This window comes from Modicisalibacter sp. (assembly GCF_055145905.1).
Window position 1 is genome coordinate 40,432 of the sequence record NZ_JBSREH010000035.1, and the last position, 15,462, is coordinate 55,893.

Genomic DNA, 15,462 nt, shown 5'->3' on the forward strand with positions numbered 1-15,462 from the left:
GAGTCCCTCACGACCGTCGTCGACCGAACTTGCCGCTCCCCACGCACGCCAACCGGAACGATCACCATACCATGAGCTTGTCACAGGCACAAAAGAAAGCATTGCGCAGCATTGGCCATCATCTGTCGCCCATCGTGACGGTTTCCGACAACGGTCTCACCGATGGAGTGCTGGCCGAACTCGAGCGCGCGCTCAGCGACCACGAACTGGTCAAGATCAAGATCGCCGTCGGCGAGCGCGACACCCGCCGGGCCGTCGCCGAACAGCTCTGCGCCGACAGCCGCGCCGAGCTGGTCCAGACCATCGGCAAGGTCGCCCTGCTCTACCGCAAGAACCCCAGAGCCAACCCCAAATTGTCCAACATCGCCCGCTTCGAGAATCATCACGGCCGGCACTGACGCGCTTCGCGCGAGCCGCAAGCAGCCAGTCAAACCGAAACACCCCCGAGGCAGGACCTCGGGGGTGTTTTTCTTACAGCTCAAAGCTTATGGCTTACAGCTGCCCGAAGGGCTAGATATGCTCGACGCTCGAGATCTCGTACTCGACGTCGCCACCCGGGGTACGCACTGCCACCACGTCGCCCTCTTCCTTGCCGATCAGCGCCCGGGCGATCGGCGAGGTCACCGAGATCTTGCCGGCCTTGATGTCGGCCTCGTCCTCGCCGACGATCCGGTAGCGCACCTCGTCATCGGTCTCCAGGTTGAGCAGCTCGACGGTCACGCCGAAGATCACCTTGCCGGTCCGGGGCATCTTGGTGACGTCGATCACCTGTGCCGTGGACAGCTTGGCCTCGATCTCCTGGATGCGCCCCTCGATGAAACCCTGCTGCTCGCGGGCGGCGTGATATTCGGCGTTCTCCTTGAGATCGCCGTGCTCGCGCGCCTCGGCGATGGCATTGATCACCTTCGGCCGCTCCACGCTCTTGAGCTGATTGAGTTCTTCCCGCAGGCGCGCCTCTCCGGCGACGGTCATCGGGACCTTGTTCATGTGCTTGCTCCTGCATGCAGTTCCTGAAGCCGCCGCACGGTAATCTGATTACCGTACTCGAGTGCCATGCAAACGGCCCGGGCCCCCGCCAGCGTCGTGGCATAGGGGACCTTGTGGGCGAGTGCGGTGCGGCGGATTACGGAAGAATCGTTGATCGCCTGACGACCTTCGGTCGTATTGACGATATAGGCCACGTCATCGTTCTTGATCAGGTCGACGATGTGCGGGCGCCCCTCGAAGACCTTGTTGACGGCCTTCACCGGCAGGCCGGCGGCCTCGAGTGCCTGGGCGGTACCGCGGGTGGCGATCAGATCAAAGCCCAATGCTAGCAGAGATTGCGCAACCTCGATAACGCCGGCCTTGTCCGGGTCGCGGACCGACAGGAAGGCCTGGCGCTCGCCGGTGAGAGGCGGAATCGCTTCGCCGGCACCCAGCTGCGCCTTGTAGAAGGCCTCGGCGAAGGTCGCGCCGCTGCCCATCACCTCGCCGGTAGACTTCATCTCCGGCGAGAGGATCGGGTCGACACTGGGGAACTTGTTGAACGGGAAGACCGCTTCCTTGACGCTGTAGTAGCCGGGAATCACCTCGGCGGTGAAGCCCTGCGCCTCGAGTGTCTGGCCGGCCATGCAGCGGGCGGCGATCTGTGCCAGCGAGGTGCCGATGCACTTGGAGACGAACGGCACGGTGCGCGAGGCGCGCGGGTTGACCTCGATGACGTAGATCTCGCCATCCTGCCAGGCCAGCTGGACGTTCATCAGCCCCACCACGTTGAGCTCGACGGCCATCTTCTTGACCTGCTCGCGCATCTCGTCCTGCACCTCAGCGGGCAGCGAATAGGGCGGCAGCGAGCAGGCCGAGTCGCCGGAGTGCACGCCGGCCTGCTCGATGTGCTGCATGATGCCGCCGATCACCACCTGCTTGCCGTCGGAGACGGCATCGATGTCGATCTCGATGGCGGCATTCAGGAAGTGGTCGAGCAGCACCGGCGAGTCGTTGGAGACCTTGACCGCGTGGGTCATGTAGTTCTCCAGCTCGTCGGCGGAGTAGACGATCTCCATCGCCCGGCCGCCCAGCACGTAGCTCGGCCGCACCACCAGCGGGTAGCCGATCTTCTCGGCCTTGGCGAAGGCGTCCTCGAAGCTGCGCGCCGTGGCGTTGGGCGGCTGCTTGAGGCGCAGCTTGTCGATCATCTGCTGGAAGCGCTCACGATCCTCGGCGCGGTCGATGGCATCTGGCGCGGTACCGATGATCGGCACCCCGGCGGCCTCGAGCTCGCGCGCCAGCTTGAGCGGCGTCTGGCCGCCGAACTGCACGATCACCCCGACCGGCTGCTCCTTGTCGGCGATCTCCAGCACGTCCTCGAGAGTCACCGGCTCGAAGTAGAGGCGATCCGAGGTGTCATAGTCGGTGGAGACGGTCTCCGGGTTGCAGTTGACCATGATGGTTTCATAGCCGTCCTCGCGCATGGCGAGCGCGGCATGCACGCAGCAGTAGTCGAACTCGATGCCCTGGCCGATGCGGTTGGGCCCGCCGCCGAGCACCATGATCTTCTGGCGATCGCTGGGCGCGGCCTCGCACTCCTCCTCGTAGGTGGAGTACATGTAGGCGGTATGCGAGGCGAACTCCGCCGCGCAGGTGTCCACGCGCTTGTAGACTGGGCGAATACCGGCCTTCTGGCGCGCCTTGCGGAACTCCTTCTCGGAGACGCCGAGCAGCCGCGACAGGCGTGCATCGCTGAAGCCCTTGCGCTTGAGACGGAACAGCGCGTTCTTGTCGAGCTCGGCCAGCGAGCGCTCGGCGAGATCCTGCTCGGTGCGGACCAGATCCTCGAGCTGGACCAGGAACCAGCGGTCGATGTTGGTCAGCGCGAAGACCTCGTCGATGCTCATGCCGGCACGCATGGCATCGGCGATGAAGAAGATGCGATCGGCACCGGCGGCCTGCAGCTCGCCCTTGATCAGCGCCAGGTTTTCGTCGCTGAACTCGGTGACCTTGGGATCGAGACCGTCATTGCCGGTCTCCATGCCACGCAGCGCCTTCTGCAGCGACTCCTGGAAGGTGCGGCCGATCGCCATCACCTCGCCCACCGACTTCATCTGCGTGGTCAGCCGATCGTTCGCCATCGGGAACTTCTCGAAGGTGAAGCGCGGGATCTTGGTGACCACGTAATCGATGGCCGGCTCGAAGGACGCCGGGGTCTTGCCGCCGGTGATGTCGTTCTGCAGCTCGTCCAGGGTATAGCCCACGGCCAGCTTGGCGGCGATCTTGGCGATCGGGAAGCCGGTGGCCTTGGAGGCCAGCGCCGAGGAGCGCGACACCCGCGGGTTCATCTCGATGACCACCATGCGCCCGGTCTGCGGGTCGACCCCGAACTGCACGTTGGAACCGCCGGTCTCGACGCCGATCTCGCGCAGCACCGCCAGCGAGGCGTCGCGCATGATCTGGTATTCCTTGTCGGTCAGCGTCTGCGCCGGGGCCACGGTGATCGAGTCGCCGGTATGGATGCCCATCGGGTCGAAGTTCTCGATGGCACACACGATGATGCAGTTGTCGTTCCTGTCGCGAACGACCTCCATCTCGTATTCCTTCCACCCCAGCAGCGACTCGTCGATCAGCAGTTCGTGGTTGTTGGAGAGCTCGAAGCCGCGGGTGCAGATCTCCTCGAACTCCTCCTTGTTGTAGGCCACGCCGCCGCCGGAGCCGCCCATGGTGTAGGAGGGCCGGATGATCACCGGGAAGCCCAGCTCGGCCTGGATCTCCCAGGCCTCGTCCATGCGGTGGGCGACCTTGGCCTTCGGGCATTCGAGGCCGATGTTGCGCATCGCCTTGTCGAACAGGTCGCGATCTTCGGCCTTGTTGATGGCGTCGGCATTGGCGCCGATCATCTCCACGCCGTGTTTCGCCAGCACGCCGTGCTTGTCGAGGTCCAGCGCGCAGTTGAGTGCGGTCTGGCCGCCCATGGTGGGCAGCAGCGCGTCCGGACGCTCCTTCTCGATGATCTTCTCGACGGCCTGCCAGGTGATCGGCTCGATGTAGGTGGCGTCGGCCATCACCGGGTCGGTCATGATGGTGGCCGGGTTGGAGTTGACCAGGATGACCCGGTAGCCCTCCTCGCGCAGCGCCTTGCAGGCCTGGGCGCCGGAGTAGTCGAATTCACACGCCTGGCCGATGACGATGGGGCCGGCGCCGATAATCAGGATGCTCTGGATGTCGGTACGTTTTGGCATGGTGCTTCCCGCAAATAAGGTGACGGACGAGGGGCGACGATCGGACGGTTAGCGCTGGGCCTTCATCATCTCGATAAAGCGGTCGAACAGCGGCGCGACGTCACGCGGCCCCGGGCTCGCCTCCGGATGGCCCTGGAAGCTGAAGGCCGGACGGTCGGTGCGCTCGATGCCCTGCAGGGTGCCGTCGAACAGCGAACGGTGCGTGGCCCGCAGCGTCGCCGGCAGGCTGGTCTCGTCGACCGCGAAGCCGTGGTTCTGGCTGGTGATCATCACGTGGCTGGTGTCGAGGTCCTGTACCGGGTGGTTGGCACCGTGGTGGCCGTGATTCATCTTCACGGTCGTAGCTCCGGAAGCCAGCGCCAGCAGCTGGTGGCCCAGGCAGATGCCGAACAGCGGCACGCCGCTTTCCAGCAGCTCACGGATCGCCGTGATCGCGTAGTCGCAGGGCTCCGGGTCGCCGGGGCCGTTGGACAGGAAGATGCCGTCCGGATTGAGCGCCATCACCTCGCTGGCCGGCGTCTGGGCGGGCACCACCGTCAGGCGGCAGCCGCGGGAGGCCAGCATGCGCAGGATATTGCGCTTCACGCCGTAATCGTAGGCGACCACGTGGAAGGGGCGCTCGCCCGCCGCGGCGTCGGCATAGCCGGCACCCAGCGCCCACTCGCCCTCGCTCCACTCGTAGGGCGACTGGCAGGACACCACCTTGGCCAGGTCCATGCCCTTCAGGCCCGGAAAGTCGCGCGCCACGGCCAGGGCGCGCTCGGCGGCGTCGTCACCCTCGGCCTCGGCGCCGGCGTGAATCGCCCCGTTCAGCGAGCCCTTGTCGCGCAGGATGCGGGTCAGGCGACGCGTGTCGATATCGGCGATGCCGAGAATGTTCTGGGAACGCAGGTAGTCGTCGAGCGTCTGCTGATTGCGGAAGCTGCTGGCCAGCAGCGGCAGATCGCGGATCACCAGGCCCGCCGCGGCGATCCGGCCGGACTCCACGTCTTCCGCGTTGGTGCCGGTATTGCCGATATGGGGGTAGGTGAGCGTGACGATCTGTCGGGTGTAGGAGGGGTCGGTGAGGATTTCCTGATAGCCGGTCATGGCCGTGTTGAACACCACCTCGCCGCTGGTCTGTCCATCGGCGCCGATGGCGCTACCCTGAAACACGCTGCCATCTTCCAAGGCCAGTATCGCGGGTCTGTTCAACGCAACGTCCTCCATTGCTTGTCGTGGATCGTGGTGCCTGCCCAGCCGTTCCGCCACGCGGGCTGCCGTTCGAGAGGGTCAATCAGGACGGGGTGGGACAGGGCGCGCAGCCGGCCGATCTCGACACGCAGGTCGTAAAAAAGCGGGACGAAACCCGGTAAAGACGGTTTCATCCCGCTTGTTGTCATCGATTCGGCATATGTGGCCTTGCTGATCGCCTTCACCCGGCCAAATTGACTGGATTTTACGCGATTTTTGCCGCCCGGGCTACCCCCGGCGGCGATACGATCCAGCGGGTCAGACCGACCCGGCCAGCCCCAGCACGTCCTGCATGTCGTAGCGGCCCGCGTCGCGCCCGGCGACCCAGCGCGCAGCCCGTACCGCCCCCCTGGCGAAGGTCATGCGGCTCGAGGCCTTGTGGGTGATCTCGATGCGCTCGCCCTCGGTGGCGAACATCACGGTGTGCTCGCCGACGATGTCGCCGGCGCGCACCGTGGCGAAGCCGATCTCCGTGTCGCTGCGCGGTCCGCACTGCCCTTCGCGGGCGAACACGCCATGCTCCTTGAGATTGCGTCCCAAGGCATCGGCGACCACCTCGCCCATCTTCAGCGCGGTGCCGGAGGGCGCATCGACCTTGTGGCGATGGTGTGCCTCGATCACCTCGATGTCGTAGCCTTCGTCGCCCAGTGCCCGGGCGGCGGTGGCCAGCAGGTTCAGCGTCAGGTTGACCCCGACGCTCATGTTGGGGGCGAAGACCATCGGCACCCGGTCACGATAGCCATCGAGCTCGGCCAGCTGGGCGTCGTCGAGGCCGGTGGTGCCGATGACGATGCGCTTGCCGTGCTCGGCGCAGAACGCCAGGTTGGCCAGGGTCGTCGACGGGTTGGTGAAGTCGATCAGCACGTCGAAGTCATCGACGACGGCGATCAGGTCGTCGCTGGCGCTCACGCCCGACCGGCCGACGCCTGCCAACTCGCCGAGATCGGCACCGGCCAGCGAACTGCCCGCCGCCACGATGCCGGCGGTCAGTTCGGCAGCCTCATCCTGATGCACGGCCGAAACCAGCGTGCGCCCCATGCGACCGGCGGGGCCCATGACGGCGATACGAACGGGGGTGCGGGACATGCAGACTCCTTGCGCGACGTGATTGGTGACGGTGCCGCCCAGTATATCAACGCCGACCGGCAGCGTCTGTCGCCACCGAGGCGCGCCGGGCCCGGGCATCCCGGCGTAGCAGCGCGGCGATGGCGACGAGCACCAGCAGGCTGCCGGGCAGCCATTCCCGACCCATGGCGCCGGGCTGACGCACGAACAGCACCAGCATCGACACGAAGGGCACCAGATAGCCGTAGGCGGTCACTGCCCCCGGCGTCAGTACCGCCGTCGCGCGCTGCTGCAGCCAGAAGGTCAGCGCACTGGAGAACAGCCCCAGATAGATCAGTATCGCCGCGTCCATGGCGCCGAGCGACGCCAGCGCCGGGGCCCCGCCGCGCAACAGCCCGACCAGACCGATCAGTCCGCCGCCCAGCAGCAGGCTCCAGAAGGTCCGCACACCTGCCGACGCGGCCAGCCAGCCCTTCTCGAGCCCCCATTTGCTGAGTACCGGATACAGCGCCGAAGCTACACAGCCGAGGAAGAACACCGCCTCCCCCGTGCCGAACGCCACCCCGCGCCAGCTGCCGCCCGCCTCGGCCCAGGCCAGACCCAGCGCCCCCAGGGCACCGACGACGAGAATCGCCGGCAGCCGCCAGGCGAGGCGCTCGACGCGCCACGCCAGACCCAGCAGATAGGCCAGCAGCGGCACACTGACGAACAGCGTGGCCATCGACACCGCCGTGATGCGATGCGCCGCCCAGAACATCGCCCCGAAGAAGCCGGTCAGGCACAGCCCCATGGCGGCGTAGAGCCACGCCCCGGCCCGCGACGGTCGCAGCGCCGACTGCCCCCGGACCAGCGGCCAGATCCCCAGTGCGGCGATGCAGAAGCGAATGGCGGTCAGCAACAGCGGCGGCAGGCCGGGCGTCAGCAGCCCCACCACCGGGAACGACAGCCCCACCAGCCCGGCCCAGAGCAGCAGGCCGGCGTGGGCCCGCGCCACGTCACGACTCGTCGTCATCGGCGCCCTCCTCCACATGAACAACTGACATATAGCTAATATACTGCCGTGACAGGCTGGGTCGGCGTCATGACGGTCCCAGCGAAACACGGGGACACAAGAGGATGGCAGATGGACTCCAGGCTTGAATGCTTGTCACGGCTGAAGGTGGACCACAGTACCGGGAGCCCGGCACCGCACCAGCCATGCCTTCTGCTGGCGATCATCTGCGAGATCCAGGCGGGACATATCACCTCGCCGCGAATCCCGATCGACACGCGCCTGATCGCTCGCTATCACGATATTTTCGAAACCGTGACTGAAGAGCGCCATCGAGCGCGACCCTGGATGCCGATGTGGGCACTGAAAAACCGGGAAGGCCCCTCCGGCAAGCTCTGGCACCCCGAGTATGCCCCGTCCATACAAGGGATAGCGGATCAGATGGGGCAGCCCAAGTCGCTGAGCCAGCTTAACGAGCGATTCACCTCGGCCCGGCTCGACAGCGAGCTATTCAATGCCTTGCAGAACGCCGATCTGGCCGGACAAGCCTGCGCGCTACTGACCCACCGTTATCTCGCCACTGACGATCACGCCAGGAAACGCCTCGAGGAATATCTCGAGACGACGCTGGCCAGTGGCGACTATCAGCGACATCCGGAGCGACTCGCTTCTGACGTCAAGGAGGCTGACTCGCGCTATGCGCGCTCAGCGGCGTTTCGAGATCTGGTACTGGAAGCCTACGACTATCGCTGCGCGGCGAGTCGGTTGCGCTATATCACACCCGACTATCGCTATCTGGTCGAAGCCGCACATCTGATTCCCTTCTCTGTCAGTCAGGATGATCGCCCGTCCAATGGCATCGCGTTGACACCCAACCTGCACTGGGCCATGGACAATCATCTCATCGCGCCAGGCCCCGACGGATGCTGGCACGTCAGCCCCACCGTGGACACTCTGGTATCCGACAATCAGTGGCTCTGCGACCTGAACGGCAAGCCTCTGGTACTGCCACGGACCTCGCGCTGGCATCCCGATACCGAGGCATTGACCTGGCGGCTGGATCACCTGCGGCGATGACGGCATGACAAAACGCACCGGGCCCCGGCATCGCCTGATACCGGGGCCCGGCTTTTCAACGGGAGACCGCCTTACGGCTTCATGTCCTCGAAGAACTTCTTCACGCCGTCGAAGAAGCTCGACTTCTTCGGCGAGTGGTGGCTCTTGCTGCCGTCGAGGCTCTCCTACTGGCGCAGCAGCTCCTTCTGCTCCTCGCCGAGGTTGACCGGCGTCTCCAGCACGACCTTGCACAGCAGGTCGCCGGCGGGGCCGCCGCGGACCGGCTTGACGCCCTTGCCGCGCAACCGGAACAGCTTGCCGGTCTGGGTCTCGGGCGGAATCTTCAGCTTGACCCGGCCGTCGAGGGTCGGCACCTCGAGCTCGCCGCCCAGGGCGGCGTCGACGAAGTTGATCGGCACCTCGCACTGCAGGTGGCGGCCGTCACGCTCGAAGATCGGGTGCGGCTTGATCGCCACCTGGACGTAGAGGTCGCCTTCCGGGCCGCCGTTGGCGCCGGCCTCGCCCTCGCTGTTGAGGCGAATGCGATCGCCGGTATCGACGCCGGCGGGAATCTTCACCGACAGCGTACGGGTCTCGCGCACCCGGCCCTCGCCGTGGCACTCGCGACACGGCACCTTGATGGTCTGGCCGGCGCCGTGACAGGTCGGACAGGTCTGCTGCACGGCGAAGAAGCCCTGCTGCATGCGCACCTGGCCCATGCCGTGACAGGTCGGGCAGGTTTCCTTGGTGGAACCCGGCTCGGCACCGGTGGCGTCGCAGTGCCCGCAAGCCACATGCCGCGGCACGCGGATGTCGACGGTGGTGCCGGCGACGGCATCCTCGAGATCGAGCTCGAGGTTGTAGCGCAGGTCGGCACCGCGCTGCGGGGCGTTGGGGTTGCGCCGCCCGCCGCCGCCGAAGATGTCGCCGAACACATCGCCGAAGATGTCGCTGAAGCCGCCGGCACCGGCACCGCCGAAGCCGCCGCCACCGAAGCCGCCCGCCTGGCCGTCGACACCGGCATGGCCGAACTGATCGTAGGCCGCGCGCTTCTCGTCGTCGGTCAGGACCTCGTAGGCCTCGGAGACCTCGCGGAACTTCTCGGCCGCGGTATCGTCATCCGGATTGCGGTCCGGATGGTATTTCTGGGCGAGCCGTCGGTAGGCTTTCTTGATCTCTTTCTGATCAGCCCCGCGCTCGACGCCCAGCACTTCGTAATAGTCACGCTTGGACATGGATCTTGTCCGCCTCCGTGTCGGGCCACGGAAACAGCGACGCGGGAGTCATGCCCCCGCGCCGCCGGTTTCCCGTGGGATCAGACGTGGTTACTGCTTCTTCTGGTCGTCGTTGACTTCCTCGTACTCGGCGTCGACCACGTCGTCCTCGGTCTTCTTGGCACCGCCGTCGGCCTGCTCGGCACCGCCCTGCTGGGCGGCCTCGCCCTGCTCGGCGTACATCTTCTGGGCCAAACCGCCGGAGGCTTCGGTCAGCGCGTCCAGCTTGGCCTGGATCTCCTGCTGGTCATCGCCCTTGACCGCTTCCTCGAGCTCGCTGATCGCGGTTTCGATCTTCTGCTTCTCGTCGTCGGTAGCCTTGTCGCCGGCTTCGCTGAGCGTCTTGCGCGCGGCGTGGATCATGCCGTCGGCCTGGTTGCGCAGCTGGACCAGTTCCTCGAACTTCTTGTCCTCGGCGGCATGCGCCTCGGCGTCCTGGACCATCTGCTCGATCTCTTCCTCGGACAGGCCGCTGGAGGCCTTGATGACGATCGACTGTTCCTTACCGGTCGCCTTGTCCTTGGCGGAAACGTTGAGGATGCCGTTGGCGTCCAGGTCGAAGGCGACCTCGATCTGCGGCACGCCGCGCGGCGCCGGCGGAATGTCGGCCAGGTCGAAGCGGCCCAGCGACTTGTTCTGACCGGCCTGCTTGCGCTCGCCCTGCAGCACGTGGATGGTCACGGCCGTCTGGTTGTCATCCGCGGTCGAGAAGGTCTGGGTCTTCTTGGTCGGGATGGTGGTGTTCTTCTCGATCAGCGGGGTCATCACGCCGCCCAGCGTCTCGATGCCCAGCGTCAGAGGGGTGACGTCGAGCAGCAGCACGTCCTTGACGTCGCCGCCGAGCACGCCGCCCTGAATCGCCGCACCGATGGCCACGGCTTCATCCGGGTTGACGTCCTTGCGAGCGTCCTTGCCGAAGAATTCGGCGACCTTGGTCTGCACCAGCGGCATGCGGGTCTGACCGCCGACCAGGATGACGTCGTCGATCTCGCTGTTGGACAGCCCGGCGTCGGCCAGGGCGGTCTTGCACGGCCCCAGCGACTGCATCACCAGTTCCTCGACCAGCGACTCGAGCTTGGCCCGGGTGATCTTGACGTTGAGGTGCTTGGGCCCGGTGTTGTCGGCCGTGATGTACGGCAGGTTGACCTCGGTCTGCTGCGCGGCGGACAGCTCGATCTTGGCCTTCTCGGCGGCTTCCTTGAGACGCTGCATGGCGAGGTTGTCGCCGGACAGGTCGATGCCGCTGTCGGCCTTGAACTGGTCGACCAGGTAGTTGATCAGCTTGAGGTCGAAGTCCTCGCCGCCCAGGAAGGTGTCGCCGTTGGTGGCCAGCACCTCGAACTGGGTCTCGCCGTCGACGTCGGCCACCTCGATGATCGAGATGTCGAACGTGCCGCCACCCAGGTCATAGACCGCGATGGTCTTGTCGCCGCGCGACTTGTCCATGCCGTAGGCCAGCGCGGCCGCGGTCGGCTCGTTGATGATGCGCTTGACCTCGAGACCGGCGATGCGGCCGGCGTCCTTGGTGGCCTGACGCTGGGAATCGTTGAAGTAGGCCGGCACGGTGATCACCGCTTCGGTCACGTCCTCACCGAGGTAATCCTCGGCGGTCTTCTTCATCTTCTTCAGCACCTCGGCGCTGACCTGCGGCGGAGCCAGCTTCTTGCCCTTCACCTCGACCCAGGCGTCGCCGTTGTCGGCCTCGGCGATCTTGTAGGGCACCATCTTGATGTCCTTCTGGACCACGTCGTCCTGGAAGCGACGGCCGATCAGGCGCTTGATGGCGTAAAGCGTGTTGCTCGGGTTGGTCACCGCCTGGCGCTTGGCGGCCTGGCCGACCAGCGTCTCGCCGTCATCGGTGTAGGCGATGATCGACGGCGTGGTGCGTGCGCCTTCGGCGTTCTCGATGACCTTCGGCTTGTCGCCGTCGAGCACGGCTACGCAGGAGTTGGTCGTCCCCAGGTCAATACCAATGATGCGTCCCATATAAACACCTCGAAGAATCGTTGCTTGCTGTTCGGAGCGGCTGTGCCGCGTCTTTGTCGTCTATGTGGGGGCTCGGCGGCGCCTTTCAAGGGCCGGCCCGTCGGTTCAGCCCGCGGCCTGGCTGACCACCACCATGGCCGGGCGAACCAGGCGGCCGTTGAGCAGGTAGCCCTTCTGCATGACGTCGATCACGGTATTGGGCTCCACCTCGGCGTTGGGCACCATGGCCATGGCCTCGTGATACTGCGGGTCGAACGGTTCGCCCTGCGGTTCGACGGCTTCGACGCCGAACTTGGCCAGCACGTCGAGCTGCAGCTTGAGGGTCATCGACACGCCTTCGCGGTGCGCCTCGCTGGCGTCCTCGCCCATCGACTCCAGCGCCTTTTCCAGGCTGTCGACCACCGGCAGCAGTTCCTTGACGAACTTCTCGAGGGCGAACTTGCGCGCCTTCTCGACATCCTGCTCGGCACGCCGCCGCACGTTCTGGGCCTCGGCGGCGGCCCGCATCGACTGGTCCTTGGCATCGGCCAGCGCCTGCTCGAGCTCCTCGACCTTGGCCGCCAGGATCTCCGCTTCCGGATCGGCCATCGCCTCGGCGTCGGCGGCCGCGTCCTCACCGGCATCGGCCGCGTCGAGCTGGCCCTCGAGCGGCTCGTCCTGTGGCTCGGCGCCCTGTTCGGCGCGTTGCAGTTCCTCGTCCAGCGGCGTCTGTGGGTCTTTGGCCATGTCGCTCTCCTGAGAAAAGTCGCCCCGCGACCGCGCCGCGGCCGCCGGGAGTGATCGATTGCCCTCGTATATGGGGATGACCGCGACAATCTCAAGGCGCTCGGCGGGGTTCGTGGCGGTGGATTGCAGGGCACCCGGTGCTACTGTATAAACACACAGACCCTTGTCGTGCCGATTCCCGTTTCAGGAGGTGGCCATGCTGGTGCAACTCGCCGTTCGCGACTTTGCCATCGTCGAGCGTCTCGAACTCGACCTCGGCGGTGGCATGACCGCCATCACCGGCGAGACCGGCGCCGGCAAGTCGATCCTGCTCGACGCTCTGGGCCTGTGCCTGGGCGAGCGGGCCGATGCCGCCAGCGTTCGCCACGGCACCCGGCAGGCCGATCTCAGCGCGCGCTTCGACATCCAGCGCCTGCCGGCCGCCCGCGCCTGGCTGGACGCTCGCGAACTGCCCGCGGACGACTGCCTGCTGCGCCGGGTTGTCACCAGTGCCGGCCGCTCCAAGGCATGGATCAACGGCCAGCCCTGCACCATCGCCGATCTCAAGGCCCTCGGCGAGACCCTGATCGAGATCCACGGCCAGCATGCCCATCAGGCGTTGCTGCGCGAGGACACCCATCGCCGCCTGCTCGACGATTTCGCCGGGCTGGGCGCCGATGTGGCCACCCTCGGCGAGACCTTCCGTCACTGGCAGGCCCTGCGGCGTCGGCTCAAGCAACTGGCCGATACCAGCGATGAACTGCAGGCTCGCCGCCAGTTGCTGCGCTATCAGGTCGAGGAACTGGATCAACTGGCCCTGGCGGAAGGGGAGCTGGCCGCGCTGGAACGCGAACAGGCCACGCTGGCCAACGCCGAGCAGATCATCGGCGATACCCAATTCGCCGTCGACTGTTGCGAGCATGACGACGGCGGCGCGCTGAACCTGCTGCACCAGGCCCTGACACGCCTCGAGGCCCTGCCCGGCAGCGATCAGGGCGCAATGGCCGAGGCGCGCGGCATGCTCGGCGAGGCACGCATCCAGATCGAGGAGGCCGCGCGCGAGCTGCGCCACGTCGCCGATGCCACCGAACTCGACCCCGAGCGCCTGGCGCATGTCGAGGACCGTCTGGGAGAAGTGCATCGCATTGCCCGCAAGCATCATGTCATGCCCGAGGAGCTGACGGCCCTGCATGCGACCCTGCGCGACGAGCTGGAGAGTCTGGAGGGGGGCGATCAGGATCTGGAGGCCCTGAGTGCCGAGGCGGAAGCCGCACGCGACACCTACCGGCAACAGGCGCGGCGCATCGGCGACGCACGGCGTCAGGCGGCCACGGCCTTCGCCGAGGAAGTGCAGTCGCAGCTGGGTTTTCTGGCCATGGGCAAGGCGCATTTCGCCGTGGACGTCGAGGAGCGCGACACGCCGCAGCCCGAGGGGCTGGAAACCGTGCGCTTTTTGATCAGCGCCAACCCCGGCCAGCCGCCCCGGCCACTTGCCCGGGTCGCCTCCGGCGGCGAGCTGTCGCGCATCAGCCTGGCCATTCAGGTCGTCGCCGCCACGCACAGCACCATCAGCACTCTGGTCTTCGATGAGGTCGACGTGGGGGTCTCCGGCGCCACGGCGGAGATCGTCGGGCAACTGCTGCGCCGGCTGGGCGGGAACGGCCAGGTCATGACCGTGACCCACCTACCGCAGGTCGCCGCCCAGGCGCATCATCATCTGCATATCGAGAAACAGACCGCCGAGGACACCACGCAGACACAGATGGCCCTGCTCGACGGCGCCGGACGTGTCCGCGAGCTGGCACGCATGCTCGGCGGCGTTCACCTCTCGGATCAGACCCTGGCTCACGCCCGGGAGATGCTCTCTGCCAGTCAGCGGCCGCATCACTGAGCGATCGGCCACCCGCTACCCACTTTTTCATCGCGAGCCGGCCCGGGCCAACCCGGTCGGCTTTTTTGTGGGCATCCGTCAAGCGTCAAGATCACCGTGGGAAGCGATGAGCTTATCCACCATGCGACAATCGCGTATAACCGGGTAACGCCCGGCTGCCCCGTTACCGCGACACTCTCGTCACCGCGACCAAGGAACGCCCGTGATCACGCGACTGCCCCGATGGGTCGAATATGGCGCTTTCGTTCTGGCATTCACGGCAGGCTGCATCAATGCAGTGGGCCTGCTGGGCTTTACCCACCAGGCGATCTCCCACCTGTCCGGTACGGCCACGCTGCTCGGCACGGGGCTGATGCATGGCACATTCGGCGAGGCATTGCACCTGGCCGGCATCCTGATCAGCTTCCTGCTCGGGGCCGCCCTCTCCGGCGCATTGCTGTGCGGTGAGTCGCTGAAACTGGGCCGCCATTACGAGACCCTGCTGGCCATCGAAGGCGGACTGCTGCTGGCGGCGGTTCCGATACTCCAGGCCGGCCATCCCGTCGGCCACTACATCGCCTCCGCCGCCTGCGGCCTGCAGAACGCCCTGGTGACCACCTACAGCGGGGCGGTGGTGCGCACCACCCACCTTACCGGTATCTTCACCGATCTGGGGCTCATGCTGGGGGAAGCCTTCCGGGGGCGTGCCTTCGACCGGCGCAAGGCCACGCTCTTTCTGATCATTGTCTCGGGCTTCATTGCCGGTGGCGCTGCGGGGGCCTGGCTGTTTGCCCGCTTCTCGTTTTCGAGTCTGGGCGTGCCTGCCGTCATCTGTTTTGTCCTGGCCGCAAGCTATCGTCGCTACTATCACGCTAAGGCAGGACGACAGGAGTAATTCAGGAAAGCCTTGCTGGCTGATGATTATCTGGGTGGGCGGTCTGTCGACGATGGGGGGCGCGTTCCGGCGGCGCGCGGAGGATGCGGCGCCCGCCGGCAGCCCGGCAGGGCTGCCGGGATCGGCCGAGGGGGAGCCGGCCACATTTCCCGGCCCCAAACGCAAAAACCCCG

11 protein-coding genes and 1 pseudogene are annotated in these 15,462 nt (G+C 66.3%); 4 read left to right on the forward strand and 8 right to left on the reverse strand.

Annotation, left to right across the window (positions count from 1 at the left end):
• Positions 1–71: 71 nt before the first annotated feature.
• Entirely contained in the window at positions 72–398 is a 327-nt protein-coding gene (yhbY, locus tag ACTCB7_RS11320) for a ribosome assembly RNA-binding protein YhbY (protein WP_463006754.1), read from the forward strand.
• Between the two features lie 112 nt (positions 399–510).
• Here yhbY and greA read toward each other — a convergent pair whose 3' ends face one another.
• The 5 genes from greA to ACTCB7_RS11345 all read right to left on the reverse strand — a co-directional run bounded on the left by greA (position 511) and on the right by ACTCB7_RS11345 (position 7,524).
• On the reverse strand, positions 511–987 hold the full coding sequence (greA, locus tag ACTCB7_RS11325) for a transcription elongation factor GreA (protein ID WP_463006755.1): 477 nt from the start codon (positions 985–987) through the stop codon (positions 511–513).
• The gene (gene carB / locus ACTCB7_RS11330) at positions 984–4,214 is read right to left on the reverse strand and encodes a carbamoyl-phosphate synthase large subunit (protein ID WP_463006756.1); all 3,231 of its coding nucleotides are present in this window, start codon (positions 4,212–4,214) and stop codon (positions 984–986) included. The genes greA and carB overlap by 4 nt, the downstream gene beginning before the upstream one ends.
• Before the next feature lie 48 nt (positions 4,215–4,262).
• Positions 4,263–5,408, reverse strand: a complete 1,146-nt coding sequence (carA, locus tag ACTCB7_RS11335; protein ID WP_463006757.1) for a glutamine-hydrolyzing carbamoyl-phosphate synthase small subunit — start codon at positions 5,406–5,408, stop codon at positions 4,263–4,265.
• A 297-nt stretch (positions 5,409–5,705) separates the two neighbouring features.
• The gene (gene dapB / locus ACTCB7_RS11340; RefSeq protein WP_163650491.1) at positions 5,706–6,533 is read right to left on the reverse strand and encodes a 4-hydroxy-tetrahydrodipicolinate reductase; all 828 of its coding nucleotides are present in this window, start codon (positions 6,531–6,533) and stop codon (positions 5,706–5,708) included.
• Positions 6,534–6,579: 46 nt separating this feature from the next.
• The gene (locus ACTCB7_RS11345; protein WP_463006758.1) at positions 6,580–7,524 is read right to left on the reverse strand and encodes an EamA family transporter; all 945 of its coding nucleotides are present in this window, start codon (positions 7,522–7,524) and stop codon (positions 6,580–6,582) included.
• A gap of 111 nt (positions 7,525–7,635) precedes the next feature.
• Here ACTCB7_RS11345 and ACTCB7_RS11350 point away from each other — a divergent pair, with 111 nt between their 5' ends.
• Positions 7,636–8,580 carry an HNH endonuclease gene (locus ACTCB7_RS11350; RefSeq protein WP_463006759.1) on the forward strand — a complete coding sequence of 315 codons (945 nt, stop codon included), beginning with the start codon at positions 7,636–7,638 and terminating at the stop codon, positions 8,578–8,580.
• A 71-nt stretch (positions 8,581–8,651) separates the two neighbouring features.
• Here the strand turns inward: ACTCB7_RS11350 and dnaJ are convergent.
• The 3 genes and pseudogenes from dnaJ to grpE form a co-directional block, all read right to left on the reverse strand.
• Positions 8,652–9,794, reverse strand: a pseudogene (gene dnaJ / locus ACTCB7_RS11355) (molecular chaperone DnaJ).
• A gap of 90 nt (positions 9,795–9,884) precedes the next feature.
• Entirely contained in the window at positions 9,885–11,819 is a 1,935-nt protein-coding gene (gene dnaK / locus ACTCB7_RS11360) for a molecular chaperone DnaK (protein ID WP_463006760.1), read from the reverse strand.
• Between the two features lie 105 nt (positions 11,820–11,924).
• Positions 11,925–12,545 (reverse strand): nucleotide exchange factor GrpE, encoded by a 621-nt coding sequence (grpE, locus tag ACTCB7_RS11365; protein WP_463006761.1) that lies wholly within the window; start codon positions 12,543–12,545, stop codon positions 11,925–11,927.
• A 196-nt stretch (positions 12,546–12,741) separates the two neighbouring features.
• Between grpE and recN the strand changes: the two genes are divergently transcribed.
• Entirely contained in the window at positions 12,742–14,415 is a 1,674-nt protein-coding gene (gene recN / locus ACTCB7_RS11370; protein WP_463006762.1) for a DNA repair protein RecN, read from the forward strand.
• Positions 14,416–14,617: 202 nt separating this feature from the next.
• On the forward strand, positions 14,618–15,289 hold the full coding sequence (locus ACTCB7_RS11375; RefSeq protein WP_463006763.1) for a YoaK family protein: 672 nt from the start codon (positions 14,618–14,620) through the stop codon (positions 15,287–15,289).
• Positions 15,290–15,462 lie beyond the last annotated feature (173 nt).

Excerpts from the sequence above, each read along its gene's own strand:
- ACTCB7_RS11350 (WP_463006759.1), top strand. The coding sequence starts at position 7,636 with ATGGACTCCAGGCTTGAATGCTTGTCACGGCTGAAGGTGGACCACAGT.
- recN (WP_463006762.1), top strand. The coding sequence starts at position 12,742 with ATGCTGGTGCAACTCGCCGTTCGCGACTTTGCCATCGTCGAGCGTCTC.
- carB (WP_463006756.1), bottom strand. The coding sequence starts at position 4,214 with ATGCCAAAACGTACCGACATCCAGAGCATCCTGATTATCGGCGCCGGC.
- dnaK (WP_463006760.1), bottom strand. The coding sequence starts at position 11,819 with ATGGGACGCATCATTGGTATTGACCTGGGGACGACCAACTCCTGCGTA.
- greA (WP_463006755.1), bottom strand. The coding sequence starts at position 987 with ATGAACAAGGTCCCGATGACCGTCGCCGGAGAGGCGCGCCTGCGGGAA.
- yhbY (WP_463006754.1), top strand. The coding sequence starts at position 72 with ATGAGCTTGTCACAGGCACAAAAGAAAGCATTGCGCAGCATTGGCCAT.
- ACTCB7_RS11345 (WP_463006758.1), bottom strand. The coding sequence starts at position 7,524 with ATGACGACGAGTCGTGACGTGGCGCGGGCCCACGCCGGCCTGCTGCTC.
- dapB (WP_163650491.1), bottom strand. The coding sequence starts at position 6,533 with ATGTCCCGCACCCCCGTTCGTATCGCCGTCATGGGCCCCGCCGGTCGC.
- grpE (WP_463006761.1), bottom strand. The coding sequence starts at position 12,545 with ATGGCCAAAGACCCACAGACGCCGCTGGACGAGGAACTGCAACGCGCC.